This is a genomic window from Bradyrhizobium sp. BR 10261, from assembly GCF_019455395.1.
GTDB lineage: Bacteria > Pseudomonadota > Alphaproteobacteria > Rhizobiales > Xanthobacteraceae > Bradyrhizobium > Bradyrhizobium manausense.
In genome coordinates this window covers 79,118-95,351 of sequence record NZ_JACOFQ010000015.1, presented here as the reverse complement: position 1 = coordinate 95,351, position 16,234 = coordinate 79,118, and the positions used below count along the sequence as shown (strand labels likewise).

Here is a 16,234-nt window from a genome sequence, read left to right as displayed (position 1 = left end):
CATTCGATTTTGTCGAGTGTCACGTCGCCATCGCCGCAACGGGCTGCATTGCGTCATCAGGGGCAAATTGATACGTCTCGCGCATCGTTGCGCCGTGCGCGAGAGGAACACGATATGATCCAGGGACTGGGCAGGGCACTGCTGTTCGACATCGACGGCACGCTCGCCAACACCGACCCGCTGCACTTGAGGGCGTTCAATCAGGTGCTGGGCCCGCACGGCCATGTCTTCGACCACGCGCGCTTCTCCAGGGAGCTGCAAGGTTTCGCCAACGTCTCGATCGGTGAACGCTTTTTGCCTGACGAGACATTGGAGCGCCGCGCCGAGATTCTCGGCGAGAAGGAGGCAGTGTTCCGCGACCTGGTCGCGGGGCAGATCGAACCGTTGCCGGGCCTGATGGCGCTGCTCGACCGCGCCGATGCTGCCGGCATTCCGATGGTCGCCGTCACCAACGCGCCGCGTCTCAATGCCGAGCTGTTGCTCACCGGCCTCGGCATCACGCAGCGCTTCAAGGCACTCGTGATCGGCGACGAGCTGCCATATGGCAAGCCGCATCCGCTGCCCTATCAGGAGGGGCTGCGCTTCGTCGGTGCCAGCGCGGCAGCCTCGATCGCCTTTGAGGATTCCCGCTCCGGCGTGCAGTCGGCCACCGCCGCCGGTATCCCGACCATCGGCATCCGGACCAGCCTTGGCGATGCTGACCTTGTCGGGTCCGGCGCGGTCGCCTCCGCCAGCGCCTTCGACGATCCCGAGCTGCTCGCGCGGCTCGCCCGCGCCATGGCGTGGTAAGGCTTGGCTTGGTCAGAAAAAGGGCTTCATCCGTGAACCGTGATCGGCATGCGCATTGACCGCGCGCGCGGGAAGCCGCACCATGCACCATTCTGATTTGAGGCCATTGCCGTGACCGGATTAACCCATCGCCAAGCCGAGATTCTCAACATCGCCCGCGCCTCCGGCCGCGTCATGGTCGAGGAGCTGGCGCGCCGGTTCGAAGTCTCGGCGCAGACCATCCGCAAGGATCTCAACGATCTCTGCGAGCGCCGATCGCTCACCCGTATCCACGGCGGCGCCATCATCGCCTCAGGCGTCGAAAACCTCGCCTATGAGGCGCGGCGCTTCGTGGCCGCCGATGAGAAGAAGGCGATCGGCGCCGCCGCCGCATCGCTGATCCCGAACGGCTGCTCGCTGTTCATCAACATCGGCACCACGACGGAGGAGGTGGCGAGCGCGCTGACCTCGCACGAGGATTTGCTGGTCATCACCAACAACCTCAATGTCGCCATGCTGCTCTACCGCCATCCCCGCATCGAGGTGGTGGTCGCCGGCGGTACGGTGCGCCGCGCGGACGGCGCCGTGGTCGGCTCGACCGCAACGCAGCTGATCGGCCAGTTCAAGGTCGATTACGCCATCATCGGCGCCTCCGCGATCGACGAGGAGGGCGCGCTGCTCGACTTCGACTATCGCGAGGTACAGGTGGCTCAGGCCATCATCGCCAATGCCCGCAGCGTCATGCTGGTCGCCGATTCCACAAAGCTTCGCCGCAGCGCGCCGGTCCGCATTGCGCACATGACCCAGATCCAGACCTTCGTGACCGACCAGGAGCTGCCCGAGCGCCTGGCCACCATCTGCCACAGCAAGGGCATCGAGGTGGTGGAAGCGATGCCGAAGGGCGCTGATATCGACGAGACCCAGGCTGATGCGCAAGACGCGGCGCCTGAGGCTGCGCCGGTGGTGCGGCTACGATAAGAGTTTTTACGCGCCGTCCCAGGGGTTGAGCAGCGACACGCCGAAGGCCGCGAAATCCTTCACGTTGCGCGTGACGAGCGTGAGATCGTTTGCAAGTGCGGTCGCGGCGAAGAATCCGTCCATGACCGACAATGCAATGCCGCTTCTGCGGCTTTGAGCCATCAGGTCGCCCCAGCGCTCGGCTATTGCCAGACCGATCGGCAGAATGCGCCCGGCAAAACGCTCGGGCAGATCGTGGGCCAGCCAAGCGGCCAGCGCCGTGCGCCGGCGGCCGTCCTCCAGCAATGCGATGCCGCGGCGAAGTTCGGCGATTGAGGCCACGCTGATGAACGCGCGATCCTCATCGATCGTATCAAGCCATGCCAGCACTTTTGGTGAGGGCAATGGCCGCTGAACCTCGGAGAGTACATTGGTGTCGAGGAGCAGATTCACGGCGTCTCGTCGCGTGGTTCGTCCTGTACGCGTTCAAATTCGAGCTCAGCGCCGCGCAGCGGCGAGGCCAGTAGAAACTCCGCGAGCGTGCCTTTGCGCGTAGTCTTTCGCGCCCATTCGTCGGCCGAAACGACCACGGCGTTGGGCTTGCCATGACGGGTGATGATTTGCGGACCGGTTTGGGCGCGGTCGATCACCTCGGACAGGCGTGCCTTGGCGTTGGCGAGGGTCCACGTGTCGGTCTGGAGTGAATTGGAAGCTGTGCTGTGATCCGTCATGCCAGAACCAATATGACTATTATGACTATATGGTCCTGAGCTGACTATTCAAGGGCGGGCTGCGCGCAGGATGCCACTCTGGGTGCTCAATTTGAGGGCGAATTGCCCAACAGAAAGTTCCATTTTCGCTTCCTTTCGTCTCTCTTTCGTCTTGCTTTCGTTTTCGGGTGTGATCTAATCAAAAACGAAAGCTGCCGCTCGACTGAACGAGCGGTTTCCGGGGGATGCGTCTGTTGGAGCGTATTTTCGATCTCGCCATCATTGGAGGCGGTGTTAACGGTTGCGGCATCGCGCGCGATGCCGTGGGCCGCGGCAACACGGTTTTCCTGTGCGAAATGAACGATCTGGCGAGCGGGACGTCGTCCTGGTCGACCAAGCTGGTGCATGGCGGCCTGCGTTATCTCGAATATTACGAGTTCCGCCTGGTCCGCGAAGCGCTGATCGAGCGCGAGATCCTCTGGGGCATCGCGCCCCACATCATCCGCCCGCTGCGTTTCGTTTTGCCGCATCACGCCGGACTGCGTCCGGCCTGGCTGCTGCGCCTCGGCCTCTTCCTCTATGATCACATCGGCGGCCGCCATCTGCTGCCGGCGACGCGTTCGCTCGATCTCAGGCGCGACGAGGTCGGCAAGCCGCTGATCCCGAATCGCTACAGCCGCGCATTCGAATATTCCGACTGCTTCGTCGATGACGCCCGCCTGGTCGTGCTCAATGCGCGCGATGCAGCCGACAAGGGCGCCGAGATCCGCACCCGCACCCGCGCGACGGATATCAGGCAATCCGACGGCGTCTGGACCGTCAGCATGGTCGACACGCTGACCGGCGCGCGTTCCCAGATCCAGGCCCGCGCCTTGGTCAATGCCGGTGGCCCCTGGGTCGAGGACGTGCTCGGGCGTGGTGCCGGCGTCAACGCGAAAGCCAAGGTGCGGCTGGTGCAGGGCTCGCACATCGTGGTCAAGAAGCTCTACGACCACGACCGCGCCTACATGTTCCAGAACGCCGACGGCCGCATCATCTTCGTCATTCCCTATCAGGACGACTTCACGCTGATCGGCACCACCGACCGCGACTATGACGGCGATCCCTCCAAGGTGAAGGCAACGCCGGAAGAGATCCAGTATCTCTGCGCTGCCGCGAGCGAGTATCTCGCCAAGCCGGTGACTCCTGAGGACGTGGTCTGGACCTATTCCGGTGTGCGACCGCTCTATGACGATGGCGCCAGCGAAGCCAAGGCCGCGACCCGCGACTATGTGTTCGAGCTGGACACGCCCGGCGGTTCCCCCCTGCTGTCGATCTATGGCGGCAAGATCACGACCTACCGCCGCCTTGCCGAAGAGGCACTGGAGCGGCTCGCGCCCTATCTTCGCAGTGCGAAAGCACGCGAAGGCTGGACCGGCAAATGGCCGCTGCCCGGCGGTGACATGGACGTTTCCGCCGTCGATGGTCTGATCGCCGAGCTCCAGCGCGGCTACCCTTTCCTGAGCCACGGGCATGCGCGACGTCTCGCACGCGCTTATGGCACCCGCGCCATCAAGCTGCTTGGCGACGCCAAATCGGCGGCCGATCTCGGCCAGGCCTTTGGCGCAACTCTGACCGAACGTGAGGTTCGCTACCTGATGACGAACGAGTGGGCGGTGACCGCCGAGGATATCGTCTGGCGCCGCTCCAAGCTTGGCCTGCGTCTATCCGCCGACGAAATTGCCGCACTGGACGACTGGATCAGGACCCAAATTGTATCGCAAAGTCCTCTGCTGGAAGCAGGAGGACGCTCATGAGTGTGACACTCGAGCACGTGACCCACACCGTCGACGGTGTCGAGCATATCCGCGATGTCTCGCTGACGCTCGAGAGCGGCACGCTCAACGTGCTGCTCGGGCCGACACTGTCTGGCAAGACCTCGATCATGCGGCTGCTCGCCGGCCTCGACAAGCCGACCACGGGCAAGGTGCTGGTCAATGGTAAGGACGTCACGGGTATCGACGTGCGCCAGCGTTCGGTCGCAATGGTGTATCAGCAGTTCATCAACTACCCCTCGCTGACGGTCTACGAGAACATCGCCTCGCCGCTGCGCGTGCAGGGCAAGCCGCGCGAGGAGATCGAGACGCGCGTGGCGGAGGCCGCCAGGCTGTTGCGGCTCGAGCCGTTCCTGAAGCGTACGCCGCTCCAGCTCTCCGGCGGCCAGCAGCAGCGCACCGCGATGGCGCGCGCGCTGGTGAAGGGCGCCGACCTCGTGCTGCTCGACGAGCCGCTCGCCAATCTCGACTACAAGCTGCGTGAAGAGCTGCGCGCCGAGCTGCCGCGCATCTTCGAGGCCTCAGGCGCGATCTTCGTCTATGCCACGACAGAGCCGACCGAGGCTCTGCTGCTCGGCGGCAACACGGTGTGCATGTGGGAGGGCAAGGCGCTCCAGATCGGCGAGACGCCCGGCGTCTACCGCCGTCCCCAGACGCTGCGCGTCGCGCAGGTGTTTTCCGATCCACCGCTCAACCTCGTCGGCATCGAGAAGAAGAACGGCTCCGTGCAATATGCGGGAGGCATCGCCGCGCCGGCGTCCGGCCTCTATTCCTCGCTCGCCGACGGCGCCTATCGCGTCGGTTTTCGCGCCCACCAGCTTGCGCTCGCCAATGGCGAGACTGATCGCCACGCCTTCCATGCCACTGTCACGGTGACCGAGATCACCGGTTCGGAGAGTTTTGTGCATTTGACCCGCGACGGATCGAACTGGGTTGCCGTGCTGCACGGCGTGCACGAGTTCGAGCCGGGTCAGACCATCGATGCAGTGCTCGATCCCAATGATATCTTCGTCTTCGATGCGGCAGACCGCTTGGTCGCCGCTCCGAGCTCGTAAGGGGGAGATGCGCGATGGCCCGCATTGACCTCGTCGATCTCGCCCATTCCTACGGTGGCAATGCCGCGCCGCAGGAAACCTTTGCGCTGAAGCCGGTGACCATGACCTGGCGGCAGGGCGGCGCCTATGCGCTGCTCGGACCAAGCGGCTGCGGCAAGACCACGCTGCTCAACGTGATCTCCGGCATCATCACGCCCTCGCGCGGGAAGATCCTGTTCGACGGCCAGGACATCACACCGCTGTCGACCCAGAAGCGCAACATCGCCCAGGTGTTCCAGTTCCCGGTGATCTACGACACCATGACGGTGGGGGAGAACCTGGCGTTTCCGCTGAAGAATCGCGGCGTGCCCAAGGCCGAAATCGACAAGCGCGTCGCCGAGATCGGCCGTCTGCTCGATCTCGAGCCCTACCTGAACCGCAAGGCGACGCGGCTCACCGCGGACGCCAAGCAGAAGATTTCGCTCGGCCGCGGCCTCGTCCGCTCCGATGTCGCCGCCGTGCTGTTCGACGAGCCGCTGACGGTGATCGATCCTGAATTGAAATGGCAGCTCCGCTCCAAGCTGAAGGCGCTGCATCGCGAGCTCGATCTCACGATGATCTATGTCACCCACGATCAGACCGAGGCGCTGACCTTCGCCGACACCGTCGTCGTCATGCATGACGGTCGCGTGGTGCAAAGCGGCACGCCGGCCGAGCTGTTCGACAAGCCCGCCCACACCTTCGTCGGTTATTTCATCGGCTCGCCCGGCATGAACATCCTGCCGGCCGAGGTGAAGGGACGCCAGGCCAGGGTCGACGGCCATGTCATTGCGCTCAACCGCAGCTACGACAACCTGCCCGCAGGCGCCAAGATCGAGATCGGCGTGCGTCCGGAATTCGTCGACGCGGTTGCGCCGGCGTCCGGCCTGCTCAGCGCAAAGATCGAGCGCATCGACGATCTCGGCCGCATCCGTTTCGCGCGCGTCCGCCTCGGCGAGGCCAGGATCGCGGCGCGTGCGCCGGCCGGCTTCACCGGCTCCGACGGCAAGGCCGGGCTGAAATTCGATCCGGCGCACGTCCACGTCTATGCCGACAGCCGTCTGGTTGAGGGAGCCGCCTGATGGACAAGACCATCAACCAAAAAGCCTGGTTCCTGGTGCTGCCGGTGTTCCTGGTCGTCGCCTTCTCCGCGGTGCTGCCGCTGATGACGGTGGTGAACTATTCGATGCAGGACACGTTCGGCAACAACCAGTTCTTCTGGAACGGCGTCGGCTGGTTCAAGGAATTGCTCGATCCCTCGACCGATCTCGGCGGCCGCTTCCTGGCCTCGCTCGGGCGCAATCTGTTCTTCTCGCTGGTGATCCTCGCGATCGAGGTGCCGCTCGGCATCGTCGTCGCGCTGTCGATGCCGCGGCAGGGCTGGACGGTGGCTGCCTGCCTCGTCACCCTCGCACTGCCGCTGCTGATTCCGTGGAACGTCGTCGGCACGATCTGGCAGATCTTCGGCCGTCCCGACATCGGCCTGCTCGGCTATACGCTCAATGCGATGGGCATCGACTACAACTACGTGGCCAACGCAGTCGACGCCTGGGTCACCGTCATTGTGATGGACGTCTGGCATTGGACCAGCCTCGTCGCGCTGCTCTGCTACGCCGGCCTGAAGTCGATTCCCGAGGCCTATTACCAGGCCGCCCAGATCGACGGCGCCTCGCGCTGGGCCGTGTTCAAGGCGATCCAGCTGCCGAAGATGAACCGCGTGCTCTTGATCGCGGTGCTGCTGCGCTTCATGGACAGTTTCATGATCTATACCGAGCCGTTCGTCGTCACCGGCGGCGGCCCCGGCAACTCGACCACTTTCGTGTCGATCGAGCTCGTCAAGATCGCGCTCGGCCAGTTCGACCTCGGCAAGGCTGCCGCGCTCTCGCTGGTCTACAATCTGATCATCCTGATCGTCTGCTGGATCTTCTACACCGTGATGACCAATGCAGGCGTCGAGCGTAAGGCACAGACGGCGAAGCAGCCGGCGGCGGAGCCCAAGCCCGCAGGCGCGCTCCAGCCCGCGCCCGCGCTCAAGCCGAAGGAAGGAGTGGCCTGATGCATTCGATCCCCGGCCGCCGCCTCATCATGGGGCTGTTCCTGATCTTCCTGATGTTGCCGATCTACTGGCTCGTCAACATGAGCTTCAAGACCAACGGCGAAATCGTCTCGACGATGACGCTGTGGCCGCATACCCCGACGCTGCAGCACTACAAGCGCATCTTCACCGATGAGAGCTGGTATTCCGGCTACATCAACTCGCTGGAATATGTGGTCCTCAACACCATCATCTCGATTTCGGTGGCGTTGCCTGCGGCCTATGCGTTCTCGCGCTATCGCTTCCTCGGCGACAAGCACCTGTTCTTCTGGCTGCTGTCGAACCGCATGGCGCCGGCGGCGGTCTATGCGCTGCCGTTCTTCAACCTCTATTCGGCGATCGGCCTGTTCGATACGCCGTGGGCGGTTGCGCTCGCGCACTGCATCTTCAACGTGCCGCTGGCGGTGTGGATCCTCGAGGGCTTCGTCTCCGGCGTGCCGCGCGAGATCGACGAGACGGCCTTCCTCGACGGCTATTCCTTCCCGCGCTTCTTCGTCCGCATCCTGGTGCCGCTGATCGCGAGCGGCATCGGTGTCGCCGCCTTCTTCTGCTTCATGTTCTCCTGGGTCGAACTGCTGCTGGCGCGGACGCTGACCTCGGTGCAGGCCAAGCCGATCGCGGCGATCATGACGCGTACGGTGTCGGCAGCCGGCATGGATTGGGGCCTGCTGGCTGCCGCCGGCGTCCTCACCATCATTCCGGGCGCGCTCGTGATCTGGTTTGTCCGCAACTACATCGCGCGCGGTTTTGCGCTCGGTCGCGTCTAAGGGAGGCAATCATGGAATCCATTGCATGGATGGCCTGGACGCTGCCGACGGCGATCTTCTTCGTCGCGCTCGCTTGCACGCTCGCGGTGATGACGTGGCTCGCGGCTGCTTATCCCGAGGCCGAGCGTGTCGGCGTGCTCAGCATCCCGACCACGCGCGGGGATCGCCTGTTCATCTCGCTGATTCTCGCGGCCGTCATTCACCTGGTGTGGATCGGCCTCGTCGGCACCGACCCGATCGCCTCGGTGCCGATCGGTGAAGAGAGCATCGAGATTTCGAGCCTGTGGCTCGCAAGTGGAATTTCGCTGGCCACGGCCGTGCTCATTTTTCGCACGGTCTGAAGCTCGCGAAAGGGACGGCCAGATCCGGGAGGCAACCCGGGCCTGTATAAAAGTTTGTCGCTGCAACGGAGGAACAACATGCGACAGTTTAGGAGAAGGAAAGGTCCATTGACCAAAATCAGCTTTCTAACCGTATCGAGCGCCGCGGCTATTCTCGCCACCGCGTTCGCTGCCTCGGCGCCGGTCCGCGCCGCGGACGACGCCACGATCCAGAAGTGGATCGCGGAATTCCAGCCCTCGACCCTGTCGAAGGACGACCAGAAGAAGGAGCTGGAATGGTTCGCCAAGGCGGCCGAGCCCTTCAAGGGCATGGAGATCAACGTCGTCTCCGAAACCATCACGACCCACGAATATGAGTCGCAGACGCTGGCCAAGGCGTTCACCGAGCTCACTGGCATCAAGCTCAAGCACGACATCATCCAGGAAGGTGACGTCGTCGAGAAACTGCAGACCCAGATGCAGTCCGGCAAGAACGTGTACGACGGCTGGATCAACGACTCGGACCTGATCGGCACGCATTTCCGCTACGGCCAGACCATCGTTCTGTCGGACTACATGACCGGCGAGGGCAAGGACGTCACGGATCCGATGCTCGACGTCAACGACTTCATCGGCAAGTCGTTCACGACCGCGCCGGACGGCAAGCTCTATCAGCTTCCCGACCAGCAGTTCGCGAACCTCTACTGGTTCCGCTACGACTGGTTCACCAACCCGGACTACAAGGCCAAGTTCAAGGCCAAGTATGGCTACGATCTCGGCGTGCCCGTGAACTGGTCGGCGTATGAAGACATCGCCGAGTTCTTCACCAACGACATCAAGGAGATCAACGGCGTCAAGGTCTATGGCCATATGGACTATGGCAAGAAGGACCCGTCGCTCGGGTGGCGTTTCACCGACGCCTGGCTCTCGATGGCCGGCAACGGTGACAAGGGCATCCCGAACGGCCTGCCGGTCGACGAGTGGGGCATCCGCATGGAAGGCTGCCGCCCGGTCGGCTCTTCAGTCGAACGTGGTGGCGACACCAACGGTCCTGCGGCAGTCTACTCGATCACCAAGTACCTCGAGTGGCTGAAGAAGTACGCGCCGCCGCAGGCGCAGGGCATGACCTTCTCTGAAGCAGGCCCCGTGCCGGCTCAGGGCAACATCGCCCAGCAGATGTTCTGGTACACCGCCTTCACCGCCGACATGGTGAAGCCGGGCATCGCCGTGATGAACGCGGACGGTACGCCGAAGTGGCGTATGGCTCCGTCGCCGCATGGCGCCTACTGGAAGGAAGGCATGAAGCTCGGCTATCAGGACGCCGGCTCCGTGACGCTGTTGAAGTCGACCCCGGCGGATCGCCGCAAGGCAGCCTGGCTCTATCTCCAGTTCATCATCTCCAAGACGGTGTCGCTGAAGAAGAGCCATGTCGGTCTCACCTTCATCCGTGAATCCGACATCTGGGACAAGTCGTTCACGGAGCGTGCGCCGAAGCTCGGCGGCCTGATCGAGTTCTACCGCTCGCCCGCGCGCGTGCAGTGGACCCCGACCGGCAACAACGTGCCTGACTATCCGAAGCTCGCGCAGCTGTGGTGGCAGAACATCGGCGATGCGTCGTCGGGTTCGAAGACGCCGCAAGCCGCGATGGATGCGCTGGCCGCTGCCCAGGACTCCGTGATGGAGCGTCTGGAGAAGTCCGGCGTGCAGGGCAAATGCGGTCCGAAGCTGAACAAGAAGGAGTCGGCCGAGTACTGGTTCGCCAAGGCCGAGAAGGACGGCACCATCGCGCCGCAGCGCAAGCTCGCCAACGAGAAGCCGAAGGGCGAGACGGTTGACTACGACACGCTGATCAAGTCGTGGCCGGCCAGCCCGCCCAAGCGCGCCTCGCTGCAGTAAGCAACGTCTCACAACGACGACGAAAGGCCGGGAGCAATCCCGGCCTTTTTGTTTTGGTGCTCTGCTGCTTCCACTTTGTTGTTGGTGCTTTCCGCAATCTCGGTGTCATCGCCCGACTTGGTCGGGCGATCCAGTATTCCAGAGGCAGGCGTGGGATACGGAGAGGCTGCGGCGTACTGGATTCCCCGCTTTCGCGGGGAACGACAGCGGAGGTTTGGGCACATCCCGCAATGCAGGGCTTCGAAGCGATACCCCCCGCTTGACTCCCCGTCCCATCGAATTCATGATCAGCATAATGCGATTGAAGTAATCGTACTGCGATTACATGCGCAAACGGTTTGGGCCGGCACCGGCCCGTCCCGGAGGTCGGTAGATGCCCTTGATCGAGGCGTTCAGGCAGTTGCTGGGCGACACGGCCGTGCTGACGCGGGAGGAGGATCTCGCCGCTGTCACCGAGGATTGGCGCGGCCGGTTTCAGGCGCCGGCGCTCTGCGCGGTGCTGCCGTCGACCACCGAACAGGTCGCCGCCATCGTCCGTCTCTGCGTCGCCCATGATACGCCGGTGCTGCCGCAGGGCGGCAACACCAGCCTGTGCGGAGGCGCGACGCCGTCAGAGCAGGGCAAGCCACCGGTCATCGTCGCGCTGACGCGCATGCGCCGGATCCGCTCGCTGGATCCCGTCAACAACACCATGGTGGTCGACGCCGGCTGCGTGCTGGCGACCGTTCAGGAGGTCGCCGCGTCCGCTGGTCGGCTTTATCCGGTCAGCCTCGGCGCCGAAGGCTCCTGCCAGATCGGCGGCAATATCGGCACCAACGCCGGCGGCACCGGCGTGCTCCGCTACGGCAACACGCGTGACAACGTGCTCGGGCTGGAAGTCGTGCTGCCGGATGGCTCGGTCTGGGACGGCCTTTACGCGCTGCGCAAGAACAACACCGGCTACGACCTCAAGCATCTCTTTATCGGCTCGGAAGGCACGCTCGGCATCATCACCGGCGCAGTGCTGAAGCTGCATCCGCTGCCAACCGCGGAGTCGGTCGCCTGGCTCGCGGTCGACAGTCCGCAGGCCGCGCTCAAGGTGCTCGGCCTGTTCCAGGCGTCGTGCAGCTCGCGGCTTTCCGCCTTCGAGCTGATGAATGCGAAGCAGATTGAACTCGTGCTCGAGCAGGTGCCGGGCCGGCGCTGCCCGGTCGCGGAGATCGACGCCTGGCACGTCCTTGTCGAACTCTCCGACACCGGCGAGGCCGCCGCGCTCGCGGCGACGATGCAGACGGTGCTCGAGCAGGCGCTCGAGGCCGGGCTTGTCCGCGACGGCGTGGTCGCCACCAGCGAGGCCCAGCGCAAGGCGATGTGGCTGGTACGTCACAGCGTGTCGGAAGCCAACAAGAAAGCGGGCGTCGGCCTGACCTCGGATACCGCGGTGCCGGTCTCGACCGTGCCCGATTTCATCGACCAGGCCATGGCGGCCGTGCGCGCGATCGTGCCGGATCTGCCGTTCATCATCGTCGGCCATATGGGCGACGGCAACATCCATCTCATCCCCTTCTTCAGCTTCGCCGAATGGGACGCGCTGCCGAACCGCGACGAGACTGCGCAGCGGATCCGGCGCGCCATGAACGATGTCGCCAGTTCCTTGCGTGGCACCTTCAGCGCCGAGCACGGCGTCGGGCGCACGCTGACCGGCGAGATGATCCGCTACAAGCCGCCGGTCGAGCTCGCTCTCATGCGCGCCGTGAAACAGGCGTTCGACCCGTCGGGCCTGTTCAATCCCGGCCGCGTTCTGCCGCCGTCATCGGCGACCGAGGTGGCCGCAACTTCGCCGACCAATGCAACATCGTAGAGAGGGGACTGACATGACCAGCGCATCGAAGCTCATTACTTCCCGCCGTCGTCTGCTGCTTGGCGCCGGAGCCGTCGCGCTGGCCGCGCCCTCAGTCTGGTCGCCGTCGCGCGCCGCTGGCAAGCGCATCGTCGTGCGCGACGATGGCGGCATCTACACCAAGGCCTACGGTGCGGTGTTCTACCGTCCGTTCACCGAAGCGACCGGCATCGAGGTCGTCGGCGTGCAGGCCAATGCCGAGCCGGTCGCGCAGATCAAGACCATGGTCGATACCAAGAACTACACCTGGGACATGGCCAAGATCTCCTGGCCCGCGATCGAGATCCTGACCAGCGGCGGCAAGCAATATCTGGAGAAGCACGGTCTCGAATCCGAGCCGGTCGTCAAGTCGATCCCGGCTGAATTTGCTTCGCCCTACGGCGTCGCCACCAACGTCTACACCACTGTGCTGGCCTACCGCACGGATGCCTTCAAAGGACGCAAGGCGCCGCAGTCCTGGGCTGATTTCTGGAACGTGGCGGAGTTTCCGGGGCGCCGCGCGGTGCGCAAGCATCCGTTCGACACGATCGAGCAGGCGCTGATGGGGGCGGGCGTGCCCACTGCGCAGGTCTACCCCTGCGATCTCGACAAGGCCTTTGCCTCGCTCGACAAGATCAAGTCGCAGGTCGCGGTGTGGTGGACCAGCGGCGCGCAGGTCGAGCAGATGCTGACCTCGGGCGAGATCGATCTGCTGCCGACCTGGGTGTCGCGTCCCCAGGCCGCGCAAGCAGCCGGCGCGCCGGTCGAGATCGTCTGGAATCAGGGCATCTGGGGCGGCGACAATTGGTCGATCCTGTCAGGCACGCCCAATGCCGATGCCTGCCGCGACTTCATCAAGTTCGCCTCCGATCCGAAGCGGCAGGCGGCGCTGGTCGAATATTTCCCGGCTGGCCTGACGCAGCCGGAGGCTTTCAACTACGTGAAGCCGGAGGTCGCGAAGAACTGCCCGACCTACCCTGATAACATCAAGGCCGGGCTGAAGATCAACGCCAAGTACTGGCTCGACAACCAGGCCGCCGTCATCGAGCGCTTCAACAGCTGGATCCTGGCTTGATCGGGTCAAACGGATCGGAGCGGCCCGTGATCTCGTCGAGCCTGTGCATTCGTGAGCTCTGCAAGCGCTACGGCGATTTCGTAGCCCTGGCGCCGACCAGCCTCGACGTCGCCAAGGGTGAATTCCTCACCCTGCTCGGCCCGTCGGGATCAGGCAAGACCACGCTGCTCAGCCTGATCGCCGGGCTCGCCCAGCCCGACGAGGGACAGATCCTGATCGACGATGCCGACGTCACGCATAGCCCGGCCTATGACCGCGACATCGGCGTCGTGTTCCAGAACTACGCTCTGTTTCCTCACATGACGATCGAGGACAACATCGCGTTTCCGCTGAAGATGCGAAAGGTGTCGGATGCGGAAGCACGCCGGCGCGCTGGCGAGGCGCTGGAGACGGTACGCCTCCCGCACGTCGCAAAGCGCTATCCGCGCGAGCTGTCCGGCGGCCAGCAGCAGCGTATCGCGCTGGCGCGCTGCATCGTCTATCGCCCTGCGATCATCCTGATGGACGAGCCGCTCGGGGCGCTCGACAAGAAGCTGCGCGACCAGATGCAGCTCGAGATCAAGCGCATCCATCGCGAGCTCGGCACCACGATCGTCTATGTCACCCACGACCAGGAAGAGGCGATGACCATGTCGGATCGCATCTGCCTGATGAATGCGGGTGCGATCGAGCAGCTCGGTACGCCGCAGGATCTTTACTTCCGGCCGCGCTCGCTGTTCGTCGCCGACTTCCTCGGCGAGTCCAACCTGCTCAGCGCCACCGTGCGTGGCGTCGACGGCGAGGGGCTCGACATCGTCCTCGCCGAGCAGCTTGCGGCCTCGCGTGCGGTCGGCAATGGCTCGCGTTTCGCCGCCGGCGAACCTATCAAGGTCATGGTGCGCCCGCAGAACCTCGTGGTGGGCGAGGGTGGCCAGCTGTCCGGACGTCTCACCGACGTGATGATCAGCGGCAGTCTGACGCGGCTCTACATCGCGCCGGAGGCTGCGGGCCTGCCCCAGCTCGTGGCCGCGCATCCGACCCGCAGCGGCTCTCCGCCCTACGAGATCGGCCAACGCCTGTCACTCGGATGGCATGCGGCGGATGCCGTCGCGATCCATGAGGGGAAGGGGATCTGAGCTTGGCCACCATGCGCGCGATATCGCAGAGGCTGGCCTGGACGCGGGCCGCGATGGGCGCGCCGCTGGTGCTGCTGCTCGTGCTGTTCCTGGTCTATCCCGTCGGCCAGCTGCTGCTGCTCAGCGTCTATGGCGACAATGGCTTCACGCTCGCGCAATATCGCCAGCTGTTTGCTTCGTCGGTCTATCTCGATGTTCTCCTGATCACCCTGAAGATCTCGCTGGTGACGACGCTGGTCTGCGTCGTCACCGGATATCCGATCGCCTATCTGATCTCGGCCGTCGGCAAGGAGCGCAAGGCGACGCTGCTGTTCTGGGTGCTGCTGTCGTTCTGGACCAGCTTTCTGGTTCGCGCCTTCGCCTGGATCGTGCTGCTCGGCCGCAACGGCGTCATCAACAAGCTCCTGCTCTGGCTCGGCATCATCTCGAGTCCCGCGAGCCTGCTCTATAATTTCGGCAGCGTCCTGGTCGGCATGGTCAACGCGCTGCTGCCGCTCGCGGTGCTGACCATGCTCTCGGTGATGGAGAACATCGACCGCAATTTGCCGCGCGCCGCCGCCACGCTCGGGGCGCGTCCGGGCATGGCGTTCTGGAAGATCTATTTTCCGCTGTCGCTGCCCGGCGTGGCCGCTGCCGGGATCATGGTGTTCGTCACCGCGATCGGCTTCTTCATCGTGCCTGCGCTGCTCGGCGGGCGCCGCGAGACCATGATCACGCAGCTCATCATCGACCAGGTGCAGCAGACCATGAACTGGGGCTTTGCCGGTGCGATCTCGGTGCTGCTGCTGGTCGTCGTCCTCATCGTCTTTGCCGCCTATGACCGGCTGCTCGGCCTGTCGACCATGACCGGCGCATCGGCGCCGCGCAATGCCAAGCCGTCGCGCCTGTCGGGCCCGGTCGTGCGGGCAGGCGATGCGCTGCTCACGCTGCTCGGCGCGATTTCCGACCGCATCATTCTGGTGCTGTCCTCGCGCCGCCGCGACCGCAATCCCGATGAGGCCGGCATGGGCTTGCAGGCCTTCGTCTGGACCATGCTGCTCATCATCAGCGCGCCGACGATTCTGATGATCCCGCTATCGTTCGGCAATGGCGGCCTCAATTGGCCCCCACAGGGCTTTACCCTGCATTGGTACGAGACGGTATTGAGCTCGCCCGTCTGGACCCAGGCCATGCTGCGCTCGCTGCTGGTCGGCATCGGCACGGGGCTGCTCGCCATGCTGATCGGCACGCCAGCCGCGTTCCTGCTGGTGCGCAGCGACATCAGCGGCAAGGCGGCGTGGCTCGCCTTCATCCTGTCACCGATCGTGGTGCCGCGGATGATCATCGCGGTCGGCCTGTTCTACGTGTTCGCGCGCATCGGCCTCGTCGGCAGCGCCGTCGGCCTCGTTCTCGGCCACACCGTCGTCGCGGTGCCCTACGTGGTCATCACCATGATGGCGGTGCTGCGCAATTACGACACGCGGCTGGATCAGGCCGCGCAGAGCCTCGGGGCGCGTCCGCTTGGGACGCTGCGCTACGTCACGTTCCCGATCCTCGCTGCAGGCATGATGTCGTCCTTCCTGTTTGCGTTTGCGACCTCGTTCGACGAGCTCACCATCGCGCTGTTTGCCACCGGCGGCCTCAATGCGACGCTGCCCAAACAGTTCTGGGACGAGGTGACGCTTCAGGTCTCGCCTGTGATCGCCGCCGTCTCGACCTGTCTGTTCGTTTTCATGGGGCTTCTCATCTTCGTCGCCGAACGCCTGCGCCGGCGCGCCGCCGCGAGATAGAAGCGCCGCCGTCCAAC

General features: G+C 64.3%; 15 protein-coding genes. 13 read left to right on the top strand and 2 right to left on the bottom strand.

Translation table 11 applies throughout. The annotated features are described in order from the left end of the window. The first annotated feature begins 114 nt into the window (after window positions 1-114). Together HYH07_RS19150 and HYH07_RS19145 are read left to right on the top strand one after the other, a co-directional pair. A complete protein-coding gene (locus tag HYH07_RS19150) occupies window positions 115-789 on the top strand; it encodes an HAD family phosphatase (protein WP_220003945.1) in 675 nt (224 codons plus the stop codon). A gap of 111 nt (window positions 790-900) precedes the next feature. Beyond that, complete coding sequence (locus HYH07_RS19145) at window positions 901-1,746, top strand: DeoR/GlpR family DNA-binding transcription regulator (RefSeq protein WP_220003944.1); 846 nt, start codon at window positions 901-903, stop codon at window positions 1,744-1,746. A 6-nt stretch (window positions 1,747-1,752) separates the two neighbouring features. Here HYH07_RS19145 and HYH07_RS19140 read toward each other — a convergent pair whose 3' ends face one another. Next, entirely contained in the window at window positions 1,753-2,178 is a 426-nt protein-coding gene (locus HYH07_RS19140; protein ID WP_220003943.1) for a type II toxin-antitoxin system VapC family toxin, read from the bottom strand. Then, the gene (locus tag HYH07_RS19135; RefSeq protein ID WP_220003942.1) at window positions 2,175-2,456 is read right to left on the bottom strand and encodes a type II toxin-antitoxin system Phd/YefM family antitoxin; all 282 of its coding nucleotides are present in this window, start codon (window positions 2,454-2,456) and stop codon (window positions 2,175-2,177) included. The genes HYH07_RS19140 and HYH07_RS19135 overlap by 4 nt, the downstream gene beginning before the upstream one ends. A 224-nt stretch (window positions 2,457-2,680) precedes the next feature. On the opposite strand from HYH07_RS19135, the gene glpD reads away from it, so the two are divergent. The 11 genes from glpD to HYH07_RS19080 all read left to right on the top strand — a co-directional run bounded on the left by glpD (window position 2,681) and on the right by HYH07_RS19080 (window position 16,217). Continuing rightward, the gene (glpD, locus tag HYH07_RS19130; RefSeq protein ID WP_220003941.1) at window positions 2,681-4,231 is read left to right on the top strand and encodes a glycerol-3-phosphate dehydrogenase; all 1,551 of its coding nucleotides are present in this window, start codon (window positions 2,681-2,683) and stop codon (window positions 4,229-4,231) included. After that, entirely contained in the window at window positions 4,228-5,304 is a 1,077-nt protein-coding gene (locus HYH07_RS19125) for an ABC transporter ATP-binding protein (RefSeq protein WP_220003940.1), read from the top strand. The genes glpD and HYH07_RS19125 overlap by 4 nt, the downstream gene beginning before the upstream one ends. 14 nt (window positions 5,305-5,318) lie before the next feature. Next, window positions 5,319-6,404 carry an ABC transporter ATP-binding protein gene (locus HYH07_RS19120; RefSeq protein WP_220003939.1) on the top strand — a complete coding sequence of 362 codons (1,086 nt, stop codon included), beginning with the start codon at window positions 5,319-5,321 and terminating at the stop codon, window positions 6,402-6,404. Next, window positions 6,404-7,378, top strand: coding sequence for a carbohydrate ABC transporter permease (locus HYH07_RS19115; RefSeq protein ID WP_220003938.1), 975 nt, complete (start codon window positions 6,404-6,406; stop codon window positions 7,376-7,378). The genes HYH07_RS19120 and HYH07_RS19115 overlap by 1 nt, the downstream gene beginning before the upstream one ends. Then, complete coding sequence (locus tag HYH07_RS19110) at window positions 7,378-8,184, top strand: carbohydrate ABC transporter permease (RefSeq protein ID WP_057757005.1); 807 nt, start codon at window positions 7,378-7,380, stop codon at window positions 8,182-8,184. Before HYH07_RS19115 ends, HYH07_RS19110 begins: the two co-directional genes overlap by 1 nt. 11 nt (window positions 8,185-8,195) lie before the next feature. Continuing rightward, window positions 8,196-8,525 carry a DUF2160 domain-containing protein gene (locus HYH07_RS19105; protein ID WP_220003937.1) on the top strand — a complete coding sequence of 110 codons (330 nt, stop codon included), beginning with the start codon at window positions 8,196-8,198 and terminating at the stop codon, window positions 8,523-8,525. 78 nt (window positions 8,526-8,603) lie between these two features. Next, the gene (locus HYH07_RS19100) at window positions 8,604-10,400 is read left to right on the top strand and encodes an ABC transporter substrate-binding protein (RefSeq protein WP_220003936.1); all 1,797 of its coding nucleotides are present in this window, start codon (window positions 8,604-8,606) and stop codon (window positions 10,398-10,400) included. A 373-nt stretch (window positions 10,401-10,773) separates the two neighbouring features. Further along, entirely contained in the window at window positions 10,774-12,240 is a 1,467-nt protein-coding gene (locus tag HYH07_RS19095; RefSeq protein WP_220003935.1) for an FAD-binding oxidoreductase, read from the top strand. A 13-nt stretch (window positions 12,241-12,253) separates the two neighbouring features. Further along, window positions 12,254-13,333, top strand: coding sequence for an ABC transporter substrate-binding protein (locus HYH07_RS19090; protein WP_220003934.1), 1,080 nt, complete (start codon window positions 12,254-12,256; stop codon window positions 13,331-13,333). Between the two features lie 26 nt (window positions 13,334-13,359). Further along, window positions 13,360-14,448, top strand: coding sequence for an ABC transporter ATP-binding protein (locus HYH07_RS19085; protein ID WP_220003933.1), 1,089 nt, complete (start codon window positions 13,360-13,362; stop codon window positions 14,446-14,448). 11 nt (window positions 14,449-14,459) lie between these two features. Further along, window positions 14,460-16,217: an ABC transporter permease subunit gene (locus tag HYH07_RS19080; RefSeq protein ID WP_220004024.1), complete on the top strand. Its 1,758-nt coding sequence runs from the start codon at window positions 14,460-14,462 to the stop codon at window positions 16,215-16,217. Window positions 16,218-16,234 lie beyond the last annotated feature (17 nt).

Bases quoted from the DNA above. Each gene is read 5' to 3' on its own strand.
- HYH07_RS19135 (WP_220003942.1), bottom strand. From the start codon at position 2,456: ATGACGGATCACAGCACAGCTTCCAATTCACTCCAGACCGACACGTGG.
- glpD (WP_220003941.1), top strand. From the start codon at position 2,681: ATGCGTCTGTTGGAGCGTATTTTCGATCTCGCCATCATTGGAGGCGGT.
- HYH07_RS19110 (WP_057757005.1), top strand. From the start codon at position 7,378: ATGCATTCGATCCCCGGCCGCCGCCTCATCATGGGGCTGTTCCTGATC.
- HYH07_RS19080 (WP_220004024.1), top strand. From the start codon at position 14,460: ATGCGCGCGATATCGCAGAGGCTGGCCTGGACGCGGGCCGCGATGGGC.
- HYH07_RS19150 (WP_220003945.1), top strand. From the start codon at position 115: ATGATCCAGGGACTGGGCAGGGCACTGCTGTTCGACATCGACGGCACG.
- HYH07_RS19115 (WP_220003938.1), top strand. From the start codon at position 6,404: ATGGACAAGACCATCAACCAAAAAGCCTGGTTCCTGGTGCTGCCGGTG.
- HYH07_RS19105 (WP_220003937.1), top strand. From the start codon at position 8,196: ATGGAATCCATTGCATGGATGGCCTGGACGCTGCCGACGGCGATCTTC.
- HYH07_RS19120 (WP_220003939.1), top strand. From the start codon at position 5,319: ATGGCCCGCATTGACCTCGTCGATCTCGCCCATTCCTACGGTGGCAAT.
- HYH07_RS19090 (WP_220003934.1), top strand. From the start codon at position 12,254: ATGACCAGCGCATCGAAGCTCATTACTTCCCGCCGTCGTCTGCTGCTT.
- HYH07_RS19095 (WP_220003935.1), top strand. From the start codon at position 10,774: ATGCCCTTGATCGAGGCGTTCAGGCAGTTGCTGGGCGACACGGCCGTG.
- HYH07_RS19125 (WP_220003940.1), top strand. From the start codon at position 4,228: ATGAGTGTGACACTCGAGCACGTGACCCACACCGTCGACGGTGTCGAG.
- HYH07_RS19100 (WP_220003936.1), top strand. From the start codon at position 8,604: ATGCGACAGTTTAGGAGAAGGAAAGGTCCATTGACCAAAATCAGCTTT.